At 71.4% G+C, this 24,653-nt stretch carries 25 protein-coding genes; 9 read left to right on the top strand and 16 right to left on the bottom strand.

Annotated features, from left to right (window positions below; genetic code table 11):
* Nucleotides 1-273: 273 nt before the first annotated feature.
* A complete protein-coding gene (locus ACZ592_RS21520; RefSeq protein ID WP_471583189.1) occupies nucleotides 274-921 on the bottom strand; it encodes an HAD family hydrolase in 648 nt (215 codons plus the stop codon).
* 137 nt (nucleotides 922-1,058) lie between these two features.
* Here ACZ592_RS21520 and ACZ592_RS21525 point away from each other — a divergent pair, with 137 nt between their 5' ends.
* Nucleotides 1,059-1,418 carry a hypothetical protein gene (locus tag ACZ592_RS21525; protein ID WP_471583190.1) on the top strand — a complete coding sequence of 120 codons (360 nt, stop codon included), beginning with the start codon at nucleotides 1,059-1,061 and terminating at the stop codon, nucleotides 1,416-1,418.
* A gap of 7 nt (nucleotides 1,419-1,425) precedes the next feature.
* The gene (locus tag ACZ592_RS21530) at nucleotides 1,426-1,884 is read left to right on the top strand and encodes a hypothetical protein (protein WP_471583191.1); all 459 of its coding nucleotides are present in this window, start codon (nucleotides 1,426-1,428) and stop codon (nucleotides 1,882-1,884) included.
* 21 nt (nucleotides 1,885-1,905) lie between these two features.
* Here ACZ592_RS21530 and ACZ592_RS21535 read toward each other — a convergent pair whose 3' ends face one another.
* From ACZ592_RS21535 to ACZ592_RS21545, 3 genes are all read right to left on the bottom strand, one after another.
* Nucleotides 1,906-2,418: a GNAT family N-acetyltransferase gene (locus ACZ592_RS21535; RefSeq protein ID WP_471583192.1), complete on the bottom strand. Its 513-nt coding sequence runs from the start codon at nucleotides 2,416-2,418 to the stop codon at nucleotides 1,906-1,908.
* A gap of 37 nt (nucleotides 2,419-2,455) precedes the next feature.
* Entirely contained in the window at nucleotides 2,456-2,983 is a 528-nt protein-coding gene (locus tag ACZ592_RS21540; protein WP_471583193.1) for an RNA polymerase sigma factor, read from the bottom strand.
* A 115-nt stretch (nucleotides 2,984-3,098) separates the two neighbouring features.
* A complete protein-coding gene (locus ACZ592_RS21545) occupies nucleotides 3,099-4,280 on the bottom strand; it encodes a glycerophosphodiester phosphodiesterase (RefSeq protein WP_471583194.1) in 1,182 nt (393 codons plus the stop codon).
* 434 nt (nucleotides 4,281-4,714) lie between these two features.
* Here ACZ592_RS21545 and ACZ592_RS21550 point away from each other — a divergent pair, with 434 nt between their 5' ends.
* Nucleotides 4,715-5,335: a lysophospholipid acyltransferase family protein gene (locus ACZ592_RS21550; RefSeq protein ID WP_471583195.1), complete on the top strand. Its 621-nt coding sequence runs from the start codon at nucleotides 4,715-4,717 to the stop codon at nucleotides 5,333-5,335.
* Nucleotides 5,336-5,718: 383 nt separating this feature from the next.
* Here ACZ592_RS21550 and ACZ592_RS21555 read toward each other — a convergent pair whose 3' ends face one another.
* The 5 genes from ACZ592_RS21555 to ACZ592_RS21575 form a co-directional block, all read right to left on the bottom strand.
* Nucleotides 5,719-7,260, bottom strand: coding sequence for an MFS transporter (locus ACZ592_RS21555; RefSeq protein ID WP_471583196.1), 1,542 nt, complete (start codon nucleotides 7,258-7,260; stop codon nucleotides 5,719-5,721).
* Nucleotides 7,257-7,808: a TetR/AcrR family transcriptional regulator gene (locus ACZ592_RS21560; protein ID WP_471583197.1), complete on the bottom strand. Its 552-nt coding sequence runs from the start codon at nucleotides 7,806-7,808 to the stop codon at nucleotides 7,257-7,259. The genes ACZ592_RS21555 and ACZ592_RS21560 overlap by 4 nt, the downstream gene beginning before the upstream one ends.
* A 78-nt stretch (nucleotides 7,809-7,886) precedes the next feature.
* Complete coding sequence (locus tag ACZ592_RS21565) at nucleotides 7,887-8,861, bottom strand: aldo/keto reductase (protein ID WP_471583198.1); 975 nt, start codon at nucleotides 8,859-8,861, stop codon at nucleotides 7,887-7,889.
* A gap of 126 nt (nucleotides 8,862-8,987) precedes the next feature.
* Nucleotides 8,988-10,418 carry an argininosuccinate lyase gene (gene argH / locus ACZ592_RS21570; RefSeq protein WP_471583199.1) on the bottom strand — a complete coding sequence of 477 codons (1,431 nt, stop codon included), beginning with the start codon at nucleotides 10,416-10,418 and terminating at the stop codon, nucleotides 8,988-8,990.
* Nucleotides 10,419-10,430: 12 nt separating this feature from the next.
* Nucleotides 10,431-11,672, bottom strand: coding sequence for an argininosuccinate synthase (locus ACZ592_RS21575; RefSeq protein WP_471583200.1), 1,242 nt, complete (start codon nucleotides 11,670-11,672; stop codon nucleotides 10,431-10,433).
* Nucleotides 11,673-11,847: 175 nt separating this feature from the next.
* Here ACZ592_RS21575 and ACZ592_RS21580 point away from each other — a divergent pair, with 175 nt between their 5' ends.
* On the top strand, nucleotides 11,848-12,435 hold the full coding sequence (locus ACZ592_RS21580) for a pyridoxamine 5'-phosphate oxidase family protein (RefSeq protein WP_471583201.1): 588 nt from the start codon (nucleotides 11,848-11,850) through the stop codon (nucleotides 12,433-12,435).
* A gap of 84 nt (nucleotides 12,436-12,519) precedes the next feature.
* Nucleotides 12,520-13,533 carry a bile acid:sodium symporter family protein gene (locus ACZ592_RS21585; protein WP_471583202.1) on the top strand — a complete coding sequence of 338 codons (1,014 nt, stop codon included), beginning with the start codon at nucleotides 12,520-12,522 and terminating at the stop codon, nucleotides 13,531-13,533.
* Between the two features lie 86 nt (nucleotides 13,534-13,619).
* Here ACZ592_RS21585 and ACZ592_RS21590 read toward each other — a convergent pair whose 3' ends face one another.
* The 6 genes from ACZ592_RS21590 to ACZ592_RS21615 form a co-directional block, all read right to left on the bottom strand.
* Nucleotides 13,620-14,159, bottom strand: coding sequence for an arginine repressor (locus ACZ592_RS21590; protein WP_471583203.1), 540 nt, complete (start codon nucleotides 14,157-14,159; stop codon nucleotides 13,620-13,622).
* Nucleotides 14,160-14,166: 7 nt separating this feature from the next.
* Nucleotides 14,167-15,372, bottom strand: a complete 1,206-nt coding sequence (locus ACZ592_RS21595; protein WP_471583204.1) for an acetylornithine transaminase — start codon at nucleotides 15,370-15,372, stop codon at nucleotides 14,167-14,169.
* Nucleotides 15,369-16,343 (bottom strand): acetylglutamate kinase, encoded by a 975-nt coding sequence (gene argB / locus ACZ592_RS21600; protein WP_471583205.1) that lies wholly within the window; start codon nucleotides 16,341-16,343, stop codon nucleotides 15,369-15,371. The genes ACZ592_RS21595 and argB overlap by 4 nt, the downstream gene beginning before the upstream one ends.
* Nucleotides 16,340-17,515 (bottom strand): bifunctional glutamate N-acetyltransferase/amino-acid acetyltransferase ArgJ, encoded by a 1,176-nt coding sequence (gene argJ, locus ACZ592_RS21605; RefSeq protein ID WP_471583206.1) that lies wholly within the window; start codon nucleotides 17,513-17,515, stop codon nucleotides 16,340-16,342. Before argJ ends, argB begins: the two co-directional genes overlap by 4 nt.
* Nucleotides 17,512-18,552 (bottom strand): N-acetyl-gamma-glutamyl-phosphate reductase, encoded by a 1,041-nt coding sequence (argC, locus tag ACZ592_RS21610; RefSeq protein WP_471583207.1) that lies wholly within the window; start codon nucleotides 18,550-18,552, stop codon nucleotides 17,512-17,514. Before argC ends, argJ begins: the two co-directional genes overlap by 4 nt.
* 132 nt (nucleotides 18,553-18,684) lie before the next feature.
* Nucleotides 18,685-19,938 carry an FAD-dependent monooxygenase gene (locus ACZ592_RS21615; protein WP_471583208.1) on the bottom strand — a complete coding sequence of 418 codons (1,254 nt, stop codon included), beginning with the start codon at nucleotides 19,936-19,938 and terminating at the stop codon, nucleotides 18,685-18,687.
* Nucleotides 19,939-20,017: 79 nt separating this feature from the next.
* Between ACZ592_RS21615 and ACZ592_RS21620 the strand changes: the two genes are divergently transcribed.
* Nucleotides 20,018-20,605: a TetR/AcrR family transcriptional regulator C-terminal domain-containing protein gene (locus ACZ592_RS21620; RefSeq protein ID WP_471583499.1), complete on the top strand. Its 588-nt coding sequence runs from the start codon at nucleotides 20,018-20,020 to the stop codon at nucleotides 20,603-20,605.
* Nucleotides 20,606-20,646: 41 nt separating this feature from the next.
* On the opposite strand, the gene ACZ592_RS21625 is transcribed toward ACZ592_RS21620, so the two are convergent.
* Complete coding sequence (locus ACZ592_RS21625) at nucleotides 20,647-21,366, bottom strand: aldo/keto reductase (RefSeq protein ID WP_471583209.1); 720 nt, start codon at nucleotides 21,364-21,366, stop codon at nucleotides 20,647-20,649.
* A gap of 61 nt (nucleotides 21,367-21,427) precedes the next feature.
* Between ACZ592_RS21625 and ACZ592_RS21630 the strand changes: the two genes are divergently transcribed.
* From ACZ592_RS21630 to rox, 3 genes are all read left to right on the top strand, one after another.
* A complete protein-coding gene (locus ACZ592_RS21630; RefSeq protein WP_471583210.1) occupies nucleotides 21,428-22,168 on the top strand; it encodes a VOC family protein in 741 nt (246 codons plus the stop codon).
* 115 nt (nucleotides 22,169-22,283) lie between these two features.
* Nucleotides 22,284-22,907 (top strand): TOPRIM nucleotidyl transferase/hydrolase domain-containing protein, encoded by a 624-nt coding sequence (locus ACZ592_RS21635; protein ID WP_471583211.1) that lies wholly within the window; start codon nucleotides 22,284-22,286, stop codon nucleotides 22,905-22,907.
* Between the two features lie 221 nt (nucleotides 22,908-23,128).
* Complete coding sequence (gene rox, locus ACZ592_RS21640; protein WP_471583212.1) at nucleotides 23,129-24,562, top strand: rifampin monooxygenase; 1,434 nt, start codon at nucleotides 23,129-23,131, stop codon at nucleotides 24,560-24,562.
* Nucleotides 24,563-24,653 lie beyond the last annotated feature (91 nt).

Genomic DNA, 24,653 nt, shown 5'->3' on the forward strand with positions numbered 1-24,653 from the left:
TCGACTGTTCGACCTCGTCGAGTACGTCGGTCAGGAACGCGGCACAGCGGCTTCGCTTCGGGGCGCGAGGCTCAGAGGTGGTGCGGGGGCCCTCAGAAGGCGCACATTCGACACATACAACGAGCACCGGGCGTCGTGATCGCCTCGGTCGCAAGGGTGCGGCTGCTCGTCGTGGTCATGGTGCAAGTAAAACACGCGTGAGGTGGCCGTCCACCATCGCTGTCCGGTATACGGACAGCGCTGGGACGGCGGCGGACACGCGGGGCGGGTGGCTCAGTCGGCGAGCACGATCTCCACGCCACCCGCCGTGGCCTGCGCGGACACGGCGGAGAGGTCCTTGACCACGACGTCGGCGGAGAGCTCGGCGGCCTGGTGGGTTGTGGCCAACGCCACGGTGGTCATGCCCGCGGCCCGGCCCGCCTGGAGGCCGGCCGGCGCGTCCTCGAACACCACGCAGCGCGCGGGGTCGGCGCCGAGCTTGTCGGCCGCGAGGAGGAAGGGCGACGGGTCGGGCTTGCCGCGCGTGATGTCGTCGGCGGCGATGACGAGGCCGGGGCGGATGCCGACCTCGGCGAGGCGGGCCTCGGCCAGGGCACGGGTCGCGGAGGTCACCACGGCCCAGCGCTCGACGGGCAGGGACTCCAGGAGCTCGCGCGTGCCGGGCAGCAGCACGACGCCGCCCGCGACGTCGGAGACCTCGAGCTCCTCGATGCGGGTGACGGCCTCGGCGACCTTCTCCGGGGGCAGCAGGTCGGCGGCGATCTCGGCGGCCGGCCGGCCGTGCAGCTCCACCGCGGCGAACGCCTCGGCGGTGATCCCGTACTCCTGCGCCCACCGGGTCCAGCAGCGGTACACCGACTCCATGGAGGAGATGAGGGTGCCGTCGTTGTCGAACAGGAGCGCGTCAGCGTGGATCTTCATGGTGACCGAGCGTACGTGCCGTTCCCGGGGAGCGCGCACCGGGCGAAGGGGCGGTCGGCGAGGGCCGCGGGCCCGCCCCGGGCAGGCCCCAAGGGCCGCGCGCGGCGGGCCGAAGGGCCCGTAATAAAGTCACGGGCATGGTTGATGCCCTGACGATCGCGGTCTCCGTGGCCGCGCTCGCCCTCGCCGCCTGGTGCGGTTTCGCCGCGTACCGCGACCAGCCGACCAAGGACTGGCACTTCATCGGCATGGGCGTGGTGACCCTGCTGGCCGCCGTCCAGCTGGTCGTCGGCATCGTCCTGCTCGCGCGCGGCGAGGAGGCGGACCAAGGCACCACGATCTTCGTGTCGTACCTGCTCGGGGCCTTCGCCTGCGTGCCCGCCGCGGGCTTCATGTCGCTCGCCGAGCGCAGCCGCTGGGGCTCCCTGACGGTCGCCGCGGGCGGCGTGGTCCTCGCCGTGCTCGAAGTGCGGCTCTACGACATCTGGGAAGGCTGAGGTGGCGGTGACCGGTTCCGACGGGAACGACGCGGCGGAGCGGGACGGCTCCCCCGCGCGCCAGAAGCTGATCACGGGCCCCGGCATCCTGCTGGTGTGGCTGTACGGGGTGATGGTGGTCGGCGCCGTGTCCCGTTCGGCCGTGCAGATCTCCACGGACTTCGACAAGGCCCCGCTCGCCTACTCGCTGTCCGCGCTCGCGGGCCTCGTCTACGGCTTCATCACGTACTCGCTGGTGCGCGGCGGTTCCACGGCCCGCACGGCGGCGCTGGTGTGCTGCGCCGCCGAGCTGGTCGGGGTGCTCGGGGTGGGGACCTGGACGCTGGTGGAGCCGTCCGCCTTCCCGGACGCCACGGTGTGGTCGGACTTCGGGATGGGCTACCTCTTCATCCCGGTGATCCTGCCGGTGACCGCGATCTTCTGGCTGAACAGGGCGCGCAGGGCGAGCGCCCCCCAGGGCCGGTGAGGGGCGCGTCCCGGCGAGTGCCTACGCGCTGGTCACGAACGCGCCCGCGTCGACGTCCTTGGCGAGGGTGACGCGGGTGAGCCGCTCGTTCACCCGCTGGGTGCTCACGGCCGCGTACCCGTGCTTGCGGTAGAGCTGGAGGTTCTGCTCGCTGCGGTGGCCGGTGAAGAGCTGGAAGCACTTCGCGCCGCCCTCCGCGCCCAGCCGGCGCTCCACCGCGTCGAGGAGCCGGCCTCCCAGCCCGTGCCGCTGCATCCGGGGGTGGACGATGAGCTTGCCGATCCGCGCCGTGCCGTCGACGTCGACCGTGCCGCGCACGGAGGCCACCACCTCGTCACCGAGGCGCGCCACCAGGACGGTACCCGCGGCCATTTCCGCCCTCAGGGACGCGAGGGTCTGGGTCAGGGGTTCGATCGAGTAGTCGCCGTAGATCTCGGCCTCGCTCTGGTAGCAGAGGTACTGCAGTTTCAGGATCTGCTCGGCGGCGTCCTGGTCGTCTGCCGCCGCTGCCGAGATGGTCACGCTCATGCCCATGTGTGCATGCCTCCCGCTCACCTGCTCCACCGGTTGTCTAACGCTCCATTCCCCACGGTGCAGGAGCCGCAACCTCCGCCGCCAGCATTCTGCGCAGGCATCCCAGGCATCGGGAACGTTCCGGCCCCAGGCTCCCCTGTGACATTCCCAACTCCCCTGCGATTTCCCGATAGGTGAGGTCCTCGGGGGACAGCAGCGCGGCCATGAGACGGGGGCAGCGGCCGGGGAGTCTGCGTACCGCCGCGTGCAGGGTGCGGTGCCGGTCGGCGGTCAGGGCGCGCTCTTCGGGGCCGAGCTCGGTGTCGTCGGCGGGCTCGGACGCGTAGGCCGCCTCGTGCCGGCCCGTTCGCCGGGTGCGGCGCGCCTCGGAGCGGACGGCGCCGCGCAGCCACAGCGCCGGGTCGGCGGGCGGCCCGTCGGACTCCAGGTGTTCCAGCAGGCGCAGCCAGACGGCCTGTTCGAGGTCGCCGGGGTCCGCGCCGGAGCCGAGCGCCTCGGCGGAGGCCTCGGCGGCGAGCAGCGGGCGCAGCGTGGGGATGAGGGTGGGGACGAGGTCGTACGTCATGCACGGCGGGACGCGGCCGCCGCGCCCCGAGGTTTCCGCGGCGGCCGCCTCTCACCCCAACCGGGTCCGGGCGGCCGGCCGTTGACGCACACCGGCCGCCCGTCCGCGCGCCGGGTCAGTCCCGCGCGAAGTCCGCTGCCGCGAGCAGGGCGGTGTCGCAGTTGTCGGAGAAGATCCCGTCGATGCCCGTCTCGAAGTACGCCTTGAACGCGCCGAAGGCGTCTCCGTAGGCGTTCGGGTCGGTGCCCTTCTTGAAGTTCGTGGGCAGGAAGGTGTTCTCGTTGCGCATCGTGTACGGGTGCAGGATCAGGTCCGCCGCGTGCGCGTCCTCGACCAGCGTGGTCGGGGTGCCGAGGCTGCCGTCGGCCTTCTTGGGGATGACCAGGTCGAGGGTCGGGCCGATGCCCTGCGCGAAGCCGGACATCCACTCCAGGCCCTTGGGCTTGATCAGGTCGGCGACGGTGCGCGGGTCGCCCGCCTCGACGAAGTCCCAGGGGCGGGAGTTCGCGGTGGACAGGAGCACGACGCGGGGCGCCGAGACCAGCTTGGCCAGGCGCTGGATGCTGCCGGGCTCGAAGGACTGCAGGAAGTTCGGCGAGTTCTTCTTGTGCCGGCCGAAGCGGCGCAGGAGCTTGGCCAGCGGCTCCTCCAGGCCCAGGCCCAGCTTGCGGAAGTACGTGGGGTGCTTGGTCTCGATGTGCAGCCAGACCGGCTTGCCGCGCCTGCGCCCCTCCTTCTCCGCCCACCTCAGGACCTCTTCGAGGGTGGGCACCTCCCAGCGGCCGTCGTAGAGGGTGTTGCGCTGGCGGGTGCCGGGGATGCGCTCCTTGGCCCGCAGCGTCTTCAGCTCGGCGAGCGTGAAGTCCTCGGTGAACCAGCCGGTGAGCGAGACGCCGTCCACGGACTTGGTGGTCTTGCGGGACGCGAACTCGGGGTGCGCCGAGACGTCCGTCGTCGCGGTGATGTCGTTCTCGTGACGGCATACGAGATGGCCGTCCTTGGTGGGCACGACGTCCTGCTCGATGACGTGCGCGCCCATGTCGAGGGCGAGCTGGTACGAGCCGAGCGTGTGCTCGGGCCGGTAGCCGCTGGTGCCCCGGTGCGCGACGATCGTCGGCACCGGCAGGGACGTGTATCCGCCGTGTCCGCCGTGCCCACCGCCGTGCCGCTCGCCGGCTCTTGCCACGCCGGGCACTCCCGCCACGGCCGTGCCCGCGCCGAGGACCGCGGCCCCCAGTACCGCCCGCCGGCCCGGGCTCGTCCCCGGCTGCTGCTGACCCGACTCCTGCGTCGCCATTGGCGCTCCTCCCGATGTACTGCTGCCTTGCACCTGACAAAGCGGGACGATCGTAGGTGGCCGGGAGTGACGTGTGGGAGACCCCTGAAGGAACGGCGGGATGACGCGGCGTGGCGAGTGGGCGCACCATGGAGGTGGCAGCCCGTGTACGCAGGCCGCCACCGAGAGTGAAGTGCGCGCGTGACAAGGACCACTGGTTCGGGCCACAGCCGCCGCGCGGGGATACGGTCGCCACAAAGGAGACGCCCCCGGGCAAGGTCGTGCAAAGTCAGGTCAACACTGCGTATCGAGTGCATGAACCCGATGTGCAAATGGCGGCGGCCCGCGAGTATCGTCCTCACCTGCACTTACTCGTCGTCGACCCGTTGACACCGGAGGGCCTGTTGTCCCGTCTAGCGCTCATCAAGGCAGTGCTCGGACCGATCTTGCGCCTGATGTTCCGCCCACGGGTAGAAGGCGCCGAGAACATTCCGGGGACCGGGCCCGTCATTCTGGCCGGAAACCACCTGACGTTCATCGACTCGATGATCATGCCGCTCGTCGCCAATCGCCCCGTGTACTTCATCGGCAAGGACGAGTACGTCACCGGCAAGGGCCTCAAGGGCCGCCTCATGGCGTGGTTCTTCACGGGCGTCGGCATGATCCCGGTGGACCGCGACGGCGGGCGCGGCGGTGTCGCGGCGCTGATGACCGGACGGCGCATCCTCGACGACGGCAAGGTCTTCGGCATCTACCCCGAGGGCACGCGCTCCCCCGACGGCCGGCTGTACCGGGGCCGTACGGGCATCGCGCGGCTCACCCTGATGACCGGCGCGCCCGTCGTGCCGTTCGCGATGATCGGCACGGACAAGCTCCAGCCGGGCGGCAAGGGCCTGCCGCGTCCCGGCAAGGTGACGGTCCGCTTCGGCGAGGCGATGGAGTTCTCCCGGTACGACGGGATGGACCGCGACCGCTATGTGCTGCGCGCGGTGACGGACTCCGTGATGACGGAGGTCATGTTGCTGTCGGGCCAGGAGTACGTGGACATGTACGCGACCAAGGCGAAGGCGGCGTAGCCGCCCGGGTAACGGTTTTTCGGTGCGCCCGCACCGGTGCTGAGGGATTTTCCCCGGCGCCGGGGCGGGCGTTCCGCGCTTCCCGGCCCGGCACCGGGGCCCTCCCCTGCCGCCTGCGTGTCGACTGCGGGTCACCCGTGGCCGGCCGCGCAGTTCCCCGCGCCCCTCACCTGCCAACCCGGCGCCGTCGCCCGGACCTCGTGAGGGGCGCGGGGAACGGCGCGCTCAGCCACGATGGCCCCACAGCCGAACGACACGACCGACCACAGCGGCCCCAGGGGCGCGGGGAACTGCGCGCTCAGCCGCGGCGGGGCCCGGGCGACGGACCGCGAGGCCCCGGCGGGGGCGCGGGGCAACCTGGTGACCGCACCCCCGGCGGCGCGTCAGTGCTCCAGGCCGTCCTCGAGTTTCTGGCCCTTCAGGAGGAACCAGGCCACCGCGGCCGTCGCCAGGAGGACCGCCGCGCCGACGCCCGCCGCCAGGCGCAGGCCGTCCACGAAGGCGTCCTGGGCCGCCGTGAGCAGGACCTCCGCGTCCTTGGGCGGCAGCGCCGACACCGACTCCACCGCGCCGCCGAGTGATTCGTGCGCGGCCGACGCGACGTCGGGCGGCGTGCCGGGTGGGGCGGTGAAGTCGCGGTAGACGCCGGTGACGATGGAGCCGAGCAGGGCGATGCCGAGGGCCGCGCCCAGTTCGTACGCCGTCTCGGAGACCGCGGAGGCCGCGCCGGCCTGTTCCTTGGGGACGCTGGAGAGGATGACGTCGGCGGTCACGGTGAACGAGAAGCCCGCGCCGACACCGACGACCAGGAGCGACGCGCCGAGGAGCGGATAGCCCGTGCTCTGGCTCAGCCCCGTGAGCGCGGCGAGGGAGAGGCCCACCGCGGCGAGGCCGCCCGCGACCACGATCCGGACGGAGAAGCGCCGGGCCACTATGCCCGCGATCAGCCCCGCCGCCACCGCTCCCACCGCCGCGGGAAGTTCCGCGAGGCCCGCCTCGAACGGTCGTCTGCCCTGGACGAGTTGCAGGAACTGGGAGAGGAAGAAGACCAGGCCGGAGAGGCCGAGGACGGTCAGCAGGTCGGCGAGGACCGCCCCGGAGAAGCCGCGGTTGCGGAACAGCCGCATGTCCAGGAGCGGCGCGGCGAGCGTGAGTTGGCGGCGTACGAACCAGGTGAGCGCGGCGACGCCCACGACGGCGGACGCGGCCACGTCCCAGCGCATGCCGTGCGCGGCCGCCTCCTTGATGGCGTACACCACGGCGATCATGCCGATGAGGGAGAGCGCGACGCTGATCAGGTCCCAGGGACCGGGTGCCGGGTTCTTGGACTCGGGCAGGAACTTGATGCCGACGATCACGAGCACGGCCATCACCGGCAGGTTGATGAGGAAGACCGAGCCCCACCAGAAGTGTTCGAGCAGGAAGCCGCCGACGACGGGCCCGACGGCCGCGCCCGCGGACGCCATCGCGCCCCAGATGCCGACGGCGAGGCTGCGCTCGCGCGGGTCGTGGAAGATGTTGCGGATCAGCGCCAGCGTGGACGGCATGAGCGTCGCGCCCGCCACACCGAGCAGCGCGCGGGCGAGGATCATCAGTTCGGGGCTGGTGGCGTAGGAGTTGAGGACCGACACCGCGCCGAAGGCGACAGCTCCGGTGAGCAGCAGCTTCTTGCGGCCGATGCGGTCGCCGAGGCTGCCCATGGAGACGAGCAGTCCCGCGATGACGAAGGAGTAGACGTCGCCGATCCACAGCAGCTGGGTGCCGGAGGGCTTGAGGTCCTCGCTGATGTACGGCGTCGCCAGGCCGAGCACGGTCGCGTCGACGGCGACCAGGAGGACGGCCAGCGCGAGGACGGCGAGCGCGAGCCAGCGGCCGGGGCTGCGTTCGGCTTCCGGCGCCGCGCTGTGCCGGTGGGTGCTGGTCATGAGTCCACTCTCCGCTGTGCGCCGCCGATCAGCAGCTCGGCGATCATGTACGAGAAGTCGTTTGCGGCCACCCGGCCGTCCTGCACGGCCCAGGCGCCGGAGCCTACGAGGCCGTAGAGCGCCTCGGTCAGCCAGGCGGGCGTCAGGTCGATGCGGAACTCGCCGTTCTCCTGGCCGCGCCGGAAGAGCGCGGAGACGTGGGCGTCCAGGCGGGCCCAGCCCTCGTTCTGCTCCTCGCCCTCGAAGAGCTGGTTCTCGGTGACGAGGAAGGCGAGGAGTCCGGCGGCGGGTTCGATCTCGGCGATCAGGCGGCGCAGCGCGTCGCTCGCGCTGCCGTCGTCGATCCCGGCCCGGTCGAGGGCGGCCTCGCACTCCTGGAGGCCGAGTTCTTCGAGGGCGCGTACGAGCGCGTCGCGGCCCGCGAAGTGGCGGTGGAGGGTCGCTCTGCTGATGCCCGCGGCGCGGGCCACCTCGTCCATCGTGGCGGTGGCCTTGCGGGTGAGCAGGGCCGCGGCGCCGCGCAGGACCTGTTCGCGATCGACTGACATGAGACAAGTCTAGACCGCTTGAGACATATGCGTCTCACGCGTTCTCCGCGTCAGGTCCCGCGCGGCCCCGGCGCGGTGTCAGTTCCAGGGCAGCCGCGCGCGGCCCTCCCAGTACGCGGCCGGGTCCTGCGCGAGTCCCACGAGCCGCTCCAGCTGCCCGGCGTCCAGGTCGACGGCGGCGGCGTGCAGGTTGGAGACGAGCTGGACCGAGGTGGCCGCGCCGGACAGGACCACGCCCGCCCACGGCTCCGCGAGGAGGACGGCGAGCGCCACGGCGTCGCAGCCGAGTCCGGTCTCCTCGGCGACCTCGCGCAGCTGGGTCGGCGCGTACGGTCCCGCCAGCCGCCCGTTGGCCATGCCCTCCTTGACGAGCACGGTCAGCCCCGCGTCGTGTGCCTCGGCGAGCGCGGGGCCCGCCGAGGTCTCCAGGATGTTGTACGTCGCCTGGACGGTGCGGAAGAGCGGCTCGCCGTCGACGGTCACGGCGAGGGCCGCGCGGATCGCGGCCGCCTGTGCGGGGCCGCTCACGGAGAGGCCGACCGTGACGCCGTCGGCCGCGAGCCCGGCGAGGCGGGCGTGCAGCTCCTTGTCGGTGAGCGCGGGGCTCTCGGGCGTCACGGAGTGCACCTGGTAGAGGTCGAGCCGGTCGCCGAGCAGCTCGGCGCTCTCCGCGCGCTGGCGGTCGTACGCCGCCACGCTGTGGTCCTTGACCTCGTGCGGGCCCTCGGCGTCCGCGCTCCAGTCCGCCGTGTAGGTGTAGCCCCACTTGCTGCCGACGACGACGTCACGGATGTCGGGCCTGGCCCGCAGCCAGTCGGCGAGGAACTCCTCGGCCCTGCCGTACGAGCGCGCCACGTCGAGGTAGCGGACGCCCGAGGCGTAGGCGGCGTCGAGGAGTTCGAAGGCGCGTTCGCGCAGCGCCTCGACGCTGCGGGAGTGCGGCAGGTCGCTCTCCCGGCCCAGGGTGATGTAGCCGGGCCTGCCGACGGCGGCGAGACCGAGCCCCAGGTGCGCGGTCGGGGTCGTGGCTTCGGCCAGCCGGGCGAAGGACATCGCGGGCTCCTCGTCGTAGGGGATCTCCCCGTCAACGTAACCCGCGACGCCCTTTTGTCACCTCTGAGCGGTCACTTGTCGGCGGTCACCTGTGGACAGGCACCTGAGGACAGGCGCCTGTGACGGTCACTTGCGGGCGCCCGCCCACTCCTTCTGGACCGACAGGTCCGCCTTGACCTCGGCGAGCTGGACGGCGACGGCCGAGGGCGCGGTGCCGCCCCGGCCGCTGCGGGAGGCCAGCGCGCCCGGCACGTTCAGGACGGTGCGCACCTCGGGGGTGAGGTGCTCGGAGATCTTCGCGAACTGCTCGTCGGTGAGGTCGTCGAGCTCCTTGCCCTCGCCCTCCGCGACCTTCACGCACTCGCCCGCGACCTCGTGCGCGACACGGAACGGCACGCCCTGCTTGACCAGCCACTCGGCGATGTCGGTGGCGAGCGAGAAGCCGGCCGGGGCCAGCTCCGCCATGCGCTCGCGGTGGACGGTGAGCGTCGCCATCATGCCGGTGAAGGCGGGCAGCAGGAGCTCCAGCTGGTCGCAGGAGTCAAAGACCGGCTCCTTGTCCTCCTGAAGGTCGCGGTTGTACGCGAGCGGGAGCGCCTTGAGTGTCGCCATCAGGCCCGTGAGGTTGCCGATGAGGCGGCCCGACTTGCCGCGCGCCAGCTCGGCGATGTCCGGGTTCTTCTTCTGCGGCATGATCGAGGAGCCGGTCGAGAAGGCGTCGTGGAGGGTGACGAAGGAGAACTCCTTCGTGTTCCAGATGATGACCTCCTCGGCGATGCGGGAGAGGTTCACACCGATCATCGCGGTGATGAAGGTGAACTCCGCGACGAAGTCACGGGAGGCCGTGCCGTCGATGGAGTTGCCCACACTGCCGTGCTCGAAGCCGAGGTCCCGCGCGACCGCCTCCGGGTCGAGGCCGAGGGAGGAACCGGCCAGCGCGCCCGAGCCGTACGGCGACACGGCCGTGCGCGTGTCCCACTGCCGCAGCCGCTCCGCGTCCCGGGACAGCGACTGGACGTGCGCGAGGACGTGGTGCGCGAAGAGCACCGGCTGGGCGTGCTGCAGATGGGTGCGCCCCGGCATGGCGACGTCGGGGTGCGCCTCGGCGAGCCCCACGAGCGCGTCCTGCAGCTCGGCGAGCAGGCCGCCGATGGTCCGGGCGTGGTCGCGCAGGTACATCCGGAAGAGCGTCGCCACCTGGTCGTTGCGGGACCGGCCGGCCCGCAGCTTGCCGCCGAGGTCGGGGCCGACCCGCTCCAGCAGGCCCCGTTCCAGCGCGGTGTGGCAGTCCTCGTCGGCGACGGTGCCGACGAACGAGCCGTCGGCCACGTCGGCCTCCAGGCGGTCGAGCCCGGCGAGCATGCCGCTCAGCTCGTCCTCGGTGAGCAGGCCCGCCGTGTGGAGCACGCGCGCGTGGGCGCGGGATCCGGCGATGTCGTACGGCGCGAGGCGCCAGTCGAAGTGGACCGAGGCCGACAGCTTCGCCAGGGCCTCTGCGGGCCCGTCGGCGAACCGTCCGCCCCAGAGCCGGACGTCACCGCCGTTGTTGCTGCTCACTGCACGTGCTCCTCAAGGCTGTTGCGGGAAATGCGGGGGCGCTGGATGCCGGCCGGGCTGGGCCCGTGCCCCGCGCCGTGCGGCAATCTTCGACGAAAGACCGAAGATCTCGATGAAACCCTGCGCCTTGGACTGGTCGAACGTGTCGCCCGAGTCGTAGGTGGCGAGGTGGAAATCGTAGAGGGACTCGCTGGAGCGCCGGCCGGTCACGACGGCACGTCCGCCGTGCAGGGTCATCCGGATGTCGCCGGTGACGTACTGGTCGGCTTCCTCGATGAAGCCGTCCAGGGCCCGCTTGAGCGGAGAGAACCACAGACCGTCGTAGACCAGTTCGCCCCAGCGCTGCTCGACCTGGCGCTTGTAGCGGGCCAGTTCCCGCTCGACGGTGACGTTCTCCAGCTCTTGGTGGGCGGTGATGAGGGCGATCGCACCGGGAGCCTCGTACACCTCGCGGGACTTGATGCCGACGAGGCGGTCCTCGACCATGTCGATCCGGCCGACGCCCTGGGCGCCCGCGCGCTCGTTGAGCTGCTGGATCGCCTGGAGCACGCTGACGGGCCTGCCGTCGACGGCGACCGGGACACCCTCCTTGAAGGAGATGACGACCTCGTCGGCCTCGCGCGGTACGGCGGGGTTCGAGGTGTACGCGTAGATGTCCTCGGTCGGCGCGTTCCAGATGTCCTCCAAAAAGCCCGTCTCGACGGCCCGTCCGAAGACGTTCTGGTCGATGGAGTACGGGGACTTCTTGCTGGTGGCGATCGGGAGCCGCTTCTCCTCGCAGAAGGCGATCGCCTTGTCCCGGGTCATCGCGTAGTCGCGGACGGGGGCGATGCAGGTGAGCTCGGGGGCGAGGGCGACGATGCCGGCCTCGAAGCGCACCTGGTCGTTGCCCTTGCCGGTGCAGCCGTGGGCGACCGTGCCCGCGCCGTGCTTCTGGGCCGCGGCCACCAGGTGCTTGACGATGGCGGGGCGCGAGAGGGCGGAGACCAGCGGGTAGCGGTCCATGTAGAGGGCGTTGGCCTTGATCGCCGGGAGGCAGTACTCCTCGGCGAACTCGTCCTTGGCGTCGGCCACCTCGGCCTCGACGGCACCGCAGGCGAGCGCGCGCTTGCGGATGACGTCCAGGTCCTCGCCGCCCTGGCCGACGTCCACGGCGACGGCGATGACCTCGGCGCCCGTCTCCTCGGCGATCCAGCCGATGGCGACGGAGGTGTCGAGGCCGCCCGAGTAGGCGAGTACGACGCGCTCTCTCACGGGCCCTCCTTGGCGGTGCGTTCGCGGGGTGTTCCCTGCGCTGTCCCCTGCGCTGTCATGCATGAGTATGCATTCCACCGTATGTTTCGTCAATCGCCGAGAGGGTCGGCGGCCGAGATGGTTAGGGAGGGAAAGGGTTAGACAGCGAAAGGATCCGCGCGAATAATCGTTAGACATGGGAAAGACCTACGCACGCATAGACGGCAGGCTCCGCACCTTCATCGAGGAACAGCCCATGTTCTTCACGGCGACCGCGCCCCTCGCCGACGACGGCACGATCAACCTCTCCCCCAAAGGCCTCAAGGGCTCCTTCGCGGTGGTCGACGAACGCACCGTGGCCTACCTGGACTTCGCGGGCAGCAACGCCGAGACCATTGCCCACCTGCGGGAGAACGGCCGCATCACGCTCATGTGGTGCGCCTTCCAGGGGCCGCCCAACATCGTGCGCGTGCACGGCCGCGGCGAGCCCGTCTTCCGCGACGACCCGCGCTTCGCCGGGCTGCTCGGCCACTTCCCCGGCATCGACCCGACCCGCCACGGCCTGCGCGCCGTCGTCGTCGTGACGGCCGGTCTCATCCGCGACACCTGCGGCTACGCGGTGCCCTTCATGACGTACGACGAGGACCGCGACCTGCACGGCAAGCGCTTCGCGCGGGAGGACGACGCCTCGCTCAACGCGTACTTCACCAAGAAGGAGCACATCGCCCACAGCATCGACGGGCTTCCCGGACTCCCCCTGCCGCTGCCGCCCAGCGCCGCCTGACACCGCCCGGCCCCGAGCTTCGTGTAGCGACCACATACCGAGACGGGGTTGCACGCGTGTACGGCCGGGGCGTTGCATCGCGCCGTGCAATCCGAACAGACGACCACCCCTCCGGCCGGCGGGACGGACCCGGCCGACAAGGCCGCGCGCCGTGCCGTCACCGTCTTCCCCGTCCTCGTCCTGGCCGCAGGCGCCCTCGGCCTCGTGGTGCCGGACGCCTTCGCGGACTGGGGCACGAACGTCCCGTACCTGCTGGGCGTGGTGATGTTCTGCATGGGTCTGACCATGACCCCGCTGGACTTCCAGGGTGTCGTCAAGCGGCCCTGGGCCGTCGCGCTCGGCCTCGTCGCGCATTACGTGATCATGCCGGGGCTCGGCTGGGTCATCGCCCACGCGCTCGGCCTGTCACCCCAGTTGGCGGCCGGCGTCATCCTGGTGGGCTGCGCGCCGAGCGGCACGGCGTCCAACGTCGTGACCTATCTGGCGCGCGGCGACGTGGCGCTGTCCGTGTCGGTCGCCACCGTGTCGACCGTCCTCGCACCGCTGGTCACGCCGCCCCTGACGCTGCTGCTCGCGGGCGAGTACCTGCCCGTCGACGCGGGCTCGATGGTCACCGACATCCTGAAGACCGTGCTGCTGCCGGTCCTCGCGGGCCTGGTCGTACGGCTGCTCTTCGGGCGGTACCTCGACCGGGTGCTCGGCGCGCTGCCCTGGCTGTCGGCGCTGACCATCGCCGCGATCGTGGCGATCGTCGTCGCGGGCAGTGCCGCGGCCATCAAGTCGGCCGCGGCTCTGGTGTTCCTCGCCGTGTTCCTGCACAACGGGCTCGGTCTCGCGCTCGGCTACGGCGCGGGCAAGCTGGCCCGGCTCGGTCCGCCGGCCTCGCGGGCGATGGCCTTCGAGGTCGGCATGCAGAACTCGGGCCTCGCGGCGTCCCTGGCCACGGCCCACTTCAGCCCGCTCGCGGCGCTGCCCTCGGCGGTGTTCTCCGTGTGGCACAACGTCTCGGGGGCGGTGGTCGCCGCGTGGATGGCGCGGCGGGCGCCGCGAACCCGCCCGGCGCCCGGCGACGACCCCTCAAGCCCGTCCGGCGCTTGAGGACGAACCCGGCGGAGCCGGAGACGGACGCCGTGCGAGGCCCGGGGGCCGGATCCGGCGCTCCCCCGCTTGATCCTCAACGCTCGTCAATGCTCGTTCGACGCCAGCCGCAGCAGGTGGTCCGCCAGTGCCTGGCCGCCCGTCGGCTCCCTGCTGATGAGCATCAGCGTGTCGTCGCCCGCGATGGTGCCGAGGATGTCGTGCAGTTCGGCCTGGTCGATCGCGGACGCCAGGAACTGGGCCGCGCCCGGCGGCGTGCGCAGCACGACGAGGTTGGCCGAGGCCTCCGCGGAGATCAGCAGCTCCGCGGAGAGACGCCGCATCCGCTCCTCCTTGGCCGACTCCCCGAGCGGCGCGCGCGGGGTGCGGAAACCGCCCTCGCTCGGCACCGCGTAGATGAGGTCGCCCTCGGCGTTGCGGATCTTGACCGCGTTCAGCTCGTCCAGGTCCCGGGAGAGCGTCGCCTGGGTGACGGTCAGACCGTCGTCGGCGAGCAGCTTCGCCAGCTGGCTCTGGGAGCGCACCGGCTGCCGGTTGAGGATGTCCACGATCCGGCGGTGGCGTGCGGTGCGGGTCTGCGGCACGGCGGGCCCCGCGTGGTCGCCGTGCTCGTGCGCCTGACTCATCGTCGTCTCATTCTCCGGATCGTCCGTCCCCGTCGGCCTCTGAGGCCTTGTCCAGGATCGCGGGCAGCGCCCCGAGGAACGCGTCCACCTCGTCGTCGCGCACGTTCAGCGGCGGCATCAGCCGTACGACATCGGGGGCGGGCGCGTTCACGAGGAAGCCGGCGTCCTGAGCCACCTGCTGCACGCGCGGCGCGAGCGGCTCGTTGAGCACGATACCCAGCAGCAGCCCCGAGCCCCGGACATGACCGACGAGCGGGTGTCCGGTTGACTCGATTCCGCCTCGCAGCTTCTCGCCCGCCCGTTTGGTGTTCGCGAGCAGGCCCTCCGCCTCGATGGTGTCGATGACGGCGAGGCCCGCCGCGCACGCGACGGGGTTCCCGCCGAAGGTCGTGCCGTGATGACCGGGCTTGAACAGCTCGGCCGCCGCGCCGAACGCGACGGTCGCGCCGAGCGGGAGTCCGCCGCCCAGACCCTTCGCGAGCGTGACGACGTCCGGCGCCACGCCCTCGTGCGCGAGGTACTCGAACCAGTCGCCGGTGCGACCGATTCCGGTCTGCACCTCGTCGAGGACGAGGAGGGTCCCGGTCGCCTCGGTGATCTCCCGGGCCGCCTTGAGGTAGCCGGCGGGCGGTACGACGACGCCGTTCTCGCCCTGGATCGGCTCGATGACGACGAGGGCGGTCTCGGTGCTCACCGCGGCGCGCAGCGCTTCGGCGTCGCCGTACGGGACGTGCGTGACGTCACCGGGCAGCGGCACGAAGGGCTTCTGCTTGCCGGGCTGGCCGGTGAGGGCGAGGGCGCCCATGGTCCGGCCGTGGAAGCCGCCGTCCGTGGCGACCATGTGCGGACGCCCGGTCAGCCGACCGATCTTGAAGGCGCCTTCGTTGGCCTCGGCCCCGGAGTTGCAGAAGTACACCCGGCCCTCGCGCCCGAAGAGCTGCAGCAGCTTCTCGGCGAGCGCGACGGGCGGCTCGGCGACGAAGAGGTTCGAGACGTGCCCGAGGGCGCCGATCTGCCGGCTGACGGCCTCGACGATCGCCGGGTGGGCGTGGCCGAGCGCGTTGACCGCGATGCCGCCGACGAAGTCGACGTACTCCTTGCCGTCGGCGTCCCACAGCTTGCTGCCCGCGCCGCGCACGAGCGGCAGCCTGGGCGTGCCGTAGTTGTCCATCAGCGCGCCCTGCCAGCGCGCGGTCAGCTCCTGGTTGCTCATGACTCCCCCTCCGCGCCGGTCTGACCGGTGCCGCTGTTCACGAGGTCGACCCGGTCGGGGACGACCATGGTGCCGATGCCTTCGTCGGTGAAGATCTCCAGCAGGATCGAGTGCTGGACGCGTCCGTCGATGACGCGGGCCGTCTCGACGCCGTTGCGCACGGCGTGCAGGCAGCCTTCCATTTTCGGGACCATGCCGCTGGCCAGCTCGGGCAGGAGCTTCTCCAGCTCCTTCGCGGTGAGCCTGCTGATCACCTCGTCGGAGTGCGGCCAGTCCTCGTAGAGGCCCTCGACGTCGGTGAGGACCATCAGGGTCTCGGCACCAAGCGCCGCAGCGAGTGCCGAAGCCGCCGTATCAGCATTGACGTTGTAGACATGTCCGTCGTCCTGGGAGCGGGCGATCGAGGAGACGACCGGGATGCGGCCGTCGGCGAGCAGCGCCTCGATGGCGCCGGTGTCGATCTCGGTGATCTCGCCGACGCGGCCGATGTCGACCAGTTCGCCCTCGATGCGGGGCTGGTGCTTGGTGGCGGTGATGGTGTGCGCGTCCTCGCCGGTGAGGCCGACGGCGAGCGGGCCGTGCTGGTTGAGCAGGCCGACGAGCTCGCGCTGCACCTGTCCGGCGAGGACCATGCGGACGACGTCCATGGCGTCCTCCGTGGTGACCCTGAGGCCCGCCTTGAACTCGCTGACGATGCCGTGCCGGTCGAGGGCCTTGCTGATCTGCGGTCCGCCGCCGTGCACCACGACCGGCCTGAGGCCCGCGTGGTGCAGGAAGACGACGTCCTGGGCGAAGGCGGCCTTGAGCTCCTCGTCCACCATGGCGTTGCCGCCGAACTTGATGACGACGGTCTTGCCGCGGTGCCTGGTCAGCCAGGGCAGCGCCTCGATGAGGATCTGGGCCTTGGGCAGCGCGGTGTGCTTGCGCGCGGTGGGCTGGCTGCCCGCGTCCTTGGTCATGTCGTTGGTCATGACGAGTACGCGCTGTTCTCGTGGACGTAGTCGGCGGTGAGGTCGTTGGTCCAGATCGTCGCGGTGTCACTGCCGGCCGCGAGGTCGGCGGTGATGACGACCTCCCGGTAGCGCATGTCGACGAGCTCGCGGTCCTCGCCCACCGAACCGTTCTTGCAGACCCAGACGCCGTTGATGGCGACGTTCAGCAGGTTCGGGTCGAAGGCGGCGGACGTGGTGCCGATGGCGGAGAGCACCCGCCCCCAGTTGGGGTCCTCGCCGTGCAGCGCGCACTTGAGGAGGTTGTTGCGGGCGATGGAGCGGCCCACCTCGACGGCGTCGGCCTCGCTCGCGGCATTGACGACGTCGACCTTGATGTCCTTGCTCGCGCCCTCGGCGTCACCGATGAGCTGGCGCCCGAGGTCGTCGCAGACCGCGCGGACGGCCTCGGCGAACTCGGCGTAATCGGGGGTGACTTCGGCGGCGCCCGAGGCGAGCAGCAGCACCGTGTCGTTGGTCGACATGCAGCCGTCGGAGTCGACGCGGTCGAAGGTGAGCCGGGTGGCCTCCCGCAGCGCCCGGTCCAGGACGTCCGCCTCCAGGTCGGCGTCGGTGGTCAGCACGACGAGCATCGTGGCGAGGCCGGGGGCGAGCATGCCCGCGCCCTTGGCCATGCCGCCGACGGTCCAGCCTCCCCCGGACTCCGTCCCGGAGGATCCCCGGGTGACCACGGACGTCTTGTGCACGCTGTCGGTGGTCTTGATGGCGATGGCGGCCTTCTCGCCGCCGTGCGCGGAGAGTTCGCCCGCGGCCTTCTCGACCCCGGGCAGGAGCTTGTCCATGGGGAGGGTGACGCCGATGAGTCCGGTCGACGCGACGGCGACCTCGCCCGCGTTCAGGGACAGCGTGTCGGCGACCTTCTCGGCGGTGGCGTGCGTGTCCTGGAAGCCCTGCGGTCCCGTACAGGCGTTGGCGCCGCCGGAGTTGAGGACGACGGCGGAGACGAGGCCGCCCTTGAGGACCTGCTCCGACCAGAGGACGGGGGCCGCCTTGACGCGGTTGGAGGTGAAGACGCCGGCGGCGGCCAGGCGGGGCCCGGTGTTGACCACGAGGGCCAGGTCCGGGTTGCCGTTCTCCTTGATCCCGGCGGCGATGCCCGCGGCCGTGAATCCCTTAGCTGCCGTCACACTCACGGCGCGACTCCGATCGTAGTGAGCCCGGTGGCCTCGTCGAGGCCGAGGGCGATGTTCATGCTCTGCAGGGCGCCGCCCGCGGTGCCCTTGGTCAGGTTGTCGATGGCGCTGATGACGATCACGCGCCCGGCGGCCTCGTCGTACGCGACCTGGATCTGCACGGCGTTCGACCCGTACACGGCACCGGTGGCGGGCCACTGCCCCTCGGGGAGCAGGCGGACGAACGGCTCGTCGGCGAACGCCTTGGCGTACGCGGCCCGCACGGACTCGGCGGTGACGCCGGGCCTGGCGCGCGCGCTGCAAGTGGCGATGATGCCGCGGGGCATCGGGGCCAGGGTCGGCGTGAACGAGACGGTGACGGGGGTGCCCGCGGCGGCGGAGAGGTTCTGGATCATCTCCGGGGTGTGCCGGTGGCCTCCCCCGACGCCGTACGGGGACATGCTGCCCATGACCTCCGAGCCGAGGAGGTGCGGCTTGGCCGCCTTGCCCGCGCCGGACGTGCCGGACGCCGCGACGATGACCGCCTCGGCCTCGACGAGGTCCGCCGCGTACGCGGGGAAGAGCGCGAGCGAGACAGCGGTGGGGTAGCAGCCGGGCACCGCGATGCGCTTGGACCCCGCCAGCGCGGTGCGGGCGCCCGGCAGCTCGGGAAGGCCGTAGGGCCAGGTGCCGGCGTGCGGGCTCCCGTAGAACTTCTCCCAGTCCGCCGCGTCCTTCAGGCGGAAGTCCGCGCCCATGTCGACGACGAGGACGTCCGGTCCGAGCTGGTCGGCGACGGCGGCGGACTGCCCGTGGGGCAGCGCGAGGAAGACGACGTCGTGCGGCCCGTCCCGCCCCGCGAGGACCTCGGCCGTGGTCGGCTCGAGGACGCGGTCGGCGAGCGGAAGCAGATGGGGCTGCAGCGCGCCCAGGCGCTGGCCCGCGTTCGAGTTGCCGGTGAGGGCGCCGATCTCTACGTCGGGGTGGGCGAGCAGCAGACGCAGCAGCTCGCCGCCCGCGTACCCACTCGCTCCTGCCACTGCTGCGCGTACCCTCATGGAACCCTCCTCTTGGATGGCATGACTATACGTTCCGCTGCAGTTTTATGCAATGCGCCGCCTTGGGGGGGCAGGCAGGGGCGTTGCGGCTTGGCGCTTCCATTGGCACGCGGTGCTTCTACTCCTGGTCGGCTACTCCTGGTCGGCGACCGGGACGGGGTACACCGGGAGCCGCCAGTCGCCGCCTCGGTCCTGCCTGGACCACCGCGCGACCAGGTCGGGGATGCGGAAGAAGCAGGCGAGCGCGGTGGCCGCCTGGAAGGCCCTGATCGCGTGCCGCCCCATGGGCATGCCCACACGCAGCAGGCGCGGGTTCACCTCGGCCTGGATCTCGTCGGCGAAGGGCCGCAGCACGCGGTCGTAGTTCGCCAGGGCGGTGGGCAGGTCGTCGGCGTGCCGGTTGATCTCACCGGCCAGGACGTAGGCGCCGACCAGGCCGCCGGAGATGCCCATCCCGCTGTAGGGGGAGGCGCAGTGCGCGGCGTCACCGGCCAGGACCACGCGCCCCTTGGACCAGGTGCCGGTGCGCACCTGGACGATCTCCTGGGAGTAGAAGAACGGGCTCGTCCGCATGCCCTCGACGAACCGTTCGGTCTGCCATCCGGCATCGCGGAAGCGCCCGGCCCAGAACTCCTGCTGCCGATCGAGCGGGGCGCGGTGGATCTCCGAGGCCTCCGCCGACTCCTCGCGCATCACGAAGTACACCTGGGTCTGTGTCGCGTTGTGGCTGCGCCGCATGATCTGCCGGCCACCCGGGACCATGCAGGTGTCGCGGATGTTGGTGTCGGAGGCGATGCGCGGGACGAACCAGTACGCCATGTGGATGCCGATGCGCCGGTACGGGTCGAAGCTCTCCGGCAGGAGCGCGCGGCGGACGCGTGAGCCCTGGCCGTCCGCGCCGACCAGCAGGTCGTACTCTGCGGAGGTTCCGTCCGAGAAATGGACGGCGACGTGGCGCTCGTCCTGGTCGAAGCCGTCGACGCTCTTGCCGAAGACGTACTCGGCGCCGCCCCTGGCCGCCTCGTGCAGGATGCGCACCAGGTCCCCGCGCATGATTTCGTACTCCGACGTGAGGGTCTGGCGGCCCCGGCCGGAGGTGTTCGCCATGATCGTCGCCTTCGGTTTCCCGTGGGAGTCGACGAACGCGACGCCCGCCTCGTCCACCAGCCGGCCGCGCACCGCGTCCAGCAGCCCCATGCGTTCGACTGCTTCGATGCCCTGCCCGCGCAGGTCGACCTGGGCGCCCGAGGCGCGCAACGCCGGGAAACGCTCGACGACCGTCACCCGGTGACCGCCGCGGGAGAGCCAGAAGGCCAGCGCCTGTCCGGCGACGCCGCCACCGGCGACGAGGACCCGCAGCGGGGGCTTCGTGATCCCGTCCGTCATGACAGCCACTCCACATTCTATCGGTGATTGATTTCTCCTCAGAGTCTTCTATCACCGATAGAATGTCAACGTGACCAAGATGAACCGCGAGACCGTCGTCGCCGAGGCACTGGACCTGCTCGACGAAGTGGGCCTGGAAACCGTGAGCACCAGGCGGCTGGCCGGACGGCTCGGTGTCGAACAGCCGTCGCTCTACTACCACTTCCGAACCAAGAAGGACCTCCTGGCGGCCATGGCCGAGTCCGCCATGGCCCCGCACGCCACCGCACCGCTCCCGGCACCCGGGGACGACTGGCACGCGTGGTTTCTGGAGAACTCGCGCAGTTTCCGGCGCACCTTGCTGCGGCGCCGCGACGGTGCACGCCTTCACGCCGGCAGCACCCCGGCCGGCGACCTCGACCGGATCCGGCACAAGATGAACTTCCTCGTCAGCTCCGGCGTGCCCGAGAAGGACGCGCAGATGGCGATGCTGGCCGCCGGCCGGTACACGGTCGGCTGCGTGCTGGAGGAACAGGCGGACGCGGGCCCGCACGAGGACCTGCCGGCCGACGTCCCGGTCCTCGACCACGAAGCGGCGTTCGAGGCGGGCCTCGCCCTCATCCTCGGCGGCCTCGTGCAGCGCACCGCCCGGACCGGCTCCACGGCCCACCCTGAATCCGGACAGTGATCGCCGCACGGCCCGTCGCTCATCCCTCGTGAGGACGCGGGTCAGGCGCCCGGGCGGCGCTTGGCGAGACCCGTGACGATCTCCGGGTCGTGGTGGTCGAAGAACAGTGAGGCGCCGGTGTCGAGGGTGGCGATCCGGGCCGGCTGTTCTTCGGTGAGCCGGAAGTCGAAGACGTCGAGGTTCTCCGCCATGCGCTCGGCGCGCACGGACTTGGGGATGGCGATGACGTCGCGCTGGGTGAGCCGGCGGAGCACGACCTGCGCGACGGACTTGCCGTGCTCCTCGCCGATCCCGGCCAGGAGCGGGTTGGTGAACAGGTCGTTCCTGCCCTCGGCGAAGCCGCCCCAGGACTGGATCCGCACGCCGTGCTCGCGCATGAGGTCCTGGTAGGCGGCGCGTTGGAAGAACGGGTGGGTCTCGATCTGGTTGACCGCGGGCACGATCTCGTTGTTGACGATCAGGTCGACGAGACGGTCGGGATAGAGGTTGGCGACGCCGACGGCCTTGGCGCGACCCTCGCGGTGGAGGGCTTCCATGGCACGCCACTGGCCGTAGACGTCGCCGAAGGGCTGGTGCATCAGGTACAGGTCGAGGTGGTCCAGGCCCAGCTCGTCCAGGGACGTCTCGAACGCGCGGCGGGGGTTCTCCTCGGCGGGGGCGTCCTGGACCCACAGCTTGGTGGTGACGAACAGGTCCTCGCGCGCGATGCCGCTGGACTTGACGGCGCGGGGCTCACCCCCGGGAAACCGTCTTCCGGGCACCCCGGGGCTTCGCACGGATATGCCGCGCCACCCGTCGGGCGACGTGCATAAGATCACCGCCATGACACTGCGCCTTGTTCAGATAGCGATGAACGCCCGGGACGACTCCGCGGTCGGCCGGTTCTGGGCGGAGGCGCTCGGCTGGGGCACCTCCGTCGAGGTGCCCGGCGTGGTGACCAACGTCGAGCCCGAGGGCGTCCCGTATCCCGACCCCTCCACCGTCTTCATCGACGTCATCACCGTGCCGGAACCCAAGACGGTGAAGAACCGTGTGCACCTCGACCTGGCCACCACCTCCCCCGCCCACCACGCGGAGCTGGTCGCGCGCCTGAAGGAACTCGGCGCGACACCCGCCGACGTGGGCCAGGGCGACGTCCCGTGGACGGTCATGGCCGACCCGGAGGGCAACGAGTTCTGCGTGGCGGAGCCCCGGGACATCTACCGGGGCACCGGTCCGGTCGCCGCGGTCGTGGCCGACTGCGCCGATCCGCGGGCCATGGCCCGGTTCTGGGGCGAGGCGATGGACTGGGCCCTGCACGAGGTCACCGACGATCACGCGATGCTGCGCTCCGCGAAGGGCGTCGGCCCGTACTTCACGCTGCGGCGCACGCCCGACACCAAGACCGTGAAGAACCGGGTCCACCTCGATCTCCGGCCCTACGCCGACGACGATCGCCTGGCGGAGGCGGACCGCCTGCGGGCCATCGGCGCCACCGACATCGACCTCGGCCAGGGCGACGCGCCGTGGACGTGCATGGTCGACCCGGAGGGCAACGAGTTCGACATCCTCGCCCCGCGCTGAGGCGCGGCCGCCCCGGGTACCCCCGGGATACCTGGGATACCTGGGATACCTGGGATACCTGGGATACCGGAAATATTGCGTACCGGAGCGGACCTCGGACGGGCAGACTCGTGCCATGGCGGACATGTGGGCGTTCCGGGACGCGGTGCACAGCTGGGCGGCCGGCGGCCCCGGCGGACCGGCGGGCGAACTGTCGCAGCGGCTGGGGCTGCGGACGGCGGTGCTGCTGGAGGGCCCGAGCGATCTCGCGGCCGTCGACGCGCTGGCCGCCCGGCGGGGCCGGGACCTCGCCGCCGAGGGCGTCTGCGTCGTATCGATGGGCGGGGCGATGAGCGTCGGCCGGTACGCGGGCCTGCTCGGCCCGCCCGGTCTTGGCCTGCGCCTGACCGGGCTGTGCGACGTGGGTGAGCAGGGGTTCTACGAGCGTGGCCTGGAGCGGGCCGGGGTGGCGCACAGGGAGTTCTTCGTGTGCGTGGCGGACCTGGAGGACGAACTGATCCGCGCGCTGGGGGCGGCGCGCGTCGAGGAGATCATCGAGGGCGAGGGCGATCTGCGTGCCTGGCAGACGCTGCTGCGCCAGCCCGCGCACGACGGCCGGCCCCGGGAGCACCTGCTGAGGCGCTTCTTCGGCACGAAGAAGGGCCGCAAGATCCGCTACGGCCGTCTCCTGGTGGAGGCCCTCGGACCGGGACAGACACCGGCCCCGCTCGACGGTCTCCTCACGAGCGTCCAGGACTGAACCGCGGCACCGGCGAACGCCGTCGGACCCCACCGGCCCCGTCCGGAAAACAACAAAGGCAAGGAGGTCACGCGCTCCTTGCCACTCTCAACTTATAGCTCACGGGGGGCCTTGCGGCAAGGCCCCCCGTGTGCTGCACAATCGTCGGCCCGGACCAGAACCTGCGGAAATACCCGATCCGCGGAGTTCATGTCCTTTTGTCGACGCGAAGAGGAACCCCCATGGTGGACGTGATCGTGGTCGGCGGCGGCCCGACCGGTCTGATGCTGGCCGGCGAACTGCGGTTGCACGGCGTGCGCACGCTCGTGCTGGACAAGGAGGCCGAGCCGACCAAGGTCGTCCGCTCGCTCGGCCTGCACGCGCGCAGCATCGAGGTGATGGCCCAGCGCGGCCTGCTGGAACGGTTTTTGGAGAACGGCCGCCAATACCCGGTACGCGGCTTCTTCGCCGGCATCGACAAGCCCGCGCCCGAGCGCCTCGACACCGCGCACGGCTACACCCTCGGAATCCCGCAGCCCGTCACCGACCGCCTGCTGGCCGAGCACGCCGTCGGGCTCGGCGCCGAGATCCGGCGCGGCTGCGAGCTGGTCGGGCTCAGCCAGGACGACCAGGGCGTGACGGCCGAACTGGCCGACGGCACACGGCTGCGCTCCCGCTACCTCGTCGGCTGCGACGGCGGCCGCAGCACCGTGCGCAAGCTGCTCGGCATCGGCTTCCCCGGCGAGCCCTCCAGGGTCGAGACGCTGCTGGGCGAGATGGAGCTGACGGCGACGTCGCAGGAGATCGCCGCGGTGATGGACGACGTACGCAAGACCCAGAAGCGGTTCGGCGTGGGGCCGTTCGGCGACGGGGTGTTCCGCGTCGTCGTGCCCGCCGAGGGGGTGGCCGATGACCGGTCGGTCCCGCCGGACTTCGAGGAGTTCAAGCAGCGGCTGCGCGCGGTCGCGGGCACCGACTTCGGCGTCCACTCACCGCGCTGGCTGTCCCGATTCGGCGACGCCACCCGGCAGGCCGAGCGCTACCGGACCGGACGGGTGCTGCTGGCCGGCGACGCGGCGCACATCCACCCGCCGACCGGCGGGCAGGGCCTCAACCTCGGCGTCCAGGACGCGTTCAACCTGGGCTGGAAGCTGGCCGCCGAGGTCGACGGCTGGGCTCCGGAAGGGCTGTTGGACACCTACGAGTCCGAGCGGCACCCGGTGGCAGCCGACGTCCTGGTCAACACCCGCGCCCAGATGGAACTCATGTCCACCGATCCCGGGCCCCGGGCCGTGCGCCACCTGCTGTCGCAGCTGATGGACTTCGACGAGGTCAACCGGTACCTGATGGAGAAGATCATCGCGATCGGGGTCCGCTACGACGTCGGCGCCGAGGGCCACGACCTGCTCGGCCGGCGGCTGCGGGACGTGCGCCTGAAGAAGGGTGGCCTCTACGAGCGGATGCACGGCGGTCGCGGTCTGCTGCTCGACCAGACCGGCCGCCTCTCGTTGGCGGGCTGGGCGGACCGCGTCGACCACGTCGTCGACGTCAGCGAGGAACTCGACGTACCCGCGGTGCTGCTGCGGCCGGACGGCCACGTGGTGTGGGCCGGCGAGGACCAGCAGGACCTGCTCGCCCGGCTGCCGCGGTGGTTCGGCGCCGCCACCGCCCGCTGAAGGACCGCCGTGCGCGGCCCGTTCAGAGCGAACGGGCCGGAGCGACGTCGCGTGGGGGGGGGTGTCCGTTGGTGGTACCAGCGGCCTCCCG

The sequence above is a fragment of the Streptomyces sp. NPDC040622 genome (assembly GCF_055593965.1).

Bases quoted from the DNA above. Each gene is read 5' to 3' on its own strand.
- argC (WP_471583207.1), bottom strand. From the start codon at position 18,552: ATGAGGGTACGCGCAGCAGTGGCAGGAGCGAGTGGGTACGCGGGCGGC.
- ACZ592_RS21620 (WP_471583499.1), top strand. From the start codon at position 20,018: ATGAACCGCGAGACCGTCGTCGCCGAGGCACTGGACCTGCTCGACGAA.
- ACZ592_RS21525 (WP_471583190.1), top strand. From the start codon at position 1,059: ATGGTTGATGCCCTGACGATCGCGGTCTCCGTGGCCGCGCTCGCCCTC.
- argB (WP_471583205.1), bottom strand. From the start codon at position 16,343: ATGACCAACGACATGACCAAGGACGCGGGCAGCCAGCCCACCGCGCGC.
- ACZ592_RS21590 (WP_471583203.1), bottom strand. From the start codon at position 14,159: ATGAGTCAGGCGCACGAGCACGGCGACCACGCGGGGCCCGCCGTGCCG.
- ACZ592_RS21520 (WP_471583189.1), bottom strand. From the start codon at position 921: ATGAAGATCCACGCTGACGCGCTCCTGTTCGACAACGACGGCACCCTC.
- ACZ592_RS21565 (WP_471583198.1), bottom strand. From the start codon at position 8,861: ATGTCCTTCGCCCGGCTGGCCGAAGCCACGACCCCGACCGCGCACCTG.
- ACZ592_RS21545 (WP_471583194.1), bottom strand. From the start codon at position 4,280: ATGGCGACGCAGGAGTCGGGTCAGCAGCAGCCGGGGACGAGCCCGGGC.
- ACZ592_RS21630 (WP_471583210.1), top strand. From the start codon at position 21,428: ATGACACTGCGCCTTGTTCAGATAGCGATGAACGCCCGGGACGACTCC.
- ACZ592_RS21595 (WP_471583204.1), bottom strand. From the start codon at position 15,372: ATGAGCAACCAGGAGCTGACCGCGCGCTGGCAGGGCGCGCTGATGGAC.
- ACZ592_RS21580 (WP_471583201.1), top strand. From the start codon at position 11,848: ATGGGAAAGACCTACGCACGCATAGACGGCAGGCTCCGCACCTTCATC.
- ACZ592_RS21540 (WP_471583193.1), bottom strand. From the start codon at position 2,983: ATGACGTACGACCTCGTCCCCACCCTCATCCCCACGCTGCGCCCGCTG.
- ACZ592_RS21535 (WP_471583192.1), bottom strand. From the start codon at position 2,418: ATGGGCATGAGCGTGACCATCTCGGCAGCGGCGGCAGACGACCAGGAC.
- rox (WP_471583212.1), top strand. From the start codon at position 23,129: ATGGTGGACGTGATCGTGGTCGGCGGCGGCCCGACCGGTCTGATGCTG.
- ACZ592_RS21555 (WP_471583196.1), bottom strand. From the start codon at position 7,260: ATGACCAGCACCCACCGGCACAGCGCGGCGCCGGAAGCCGAACGCAGC.
- ACZ592_RS21635 (WP_471583211.1), top strand. From the start codon at position 22,284: ATGGCGGACATGTGGGCGTTCCGGGACGCGGTGCACAGCTGGGCGGCC.
- ACZ592_RS21560 (WP_471583197.1), bottom strand. From the start codon at position 7,808: ATGTCAGTCGATCGCGAACAGGTCCTGCGCGGCGCCGCGGCCCTGCTC.
- ACZ592_RS21550 (WP_471583195.1), top strand. From the start codon at position 4,715: ATGTTCCGCCCACGGGTAGAAGGCGCCGAGAACATTCCGGGGACCGGG.
- ACZ592_RS21615 (WP_471583208.1), bottom strand. From the start codon at position 19,938: ATGACGGACGGGATCACGAAGCCCCCGCTGCGGGTCCTCGTCGCCGGT.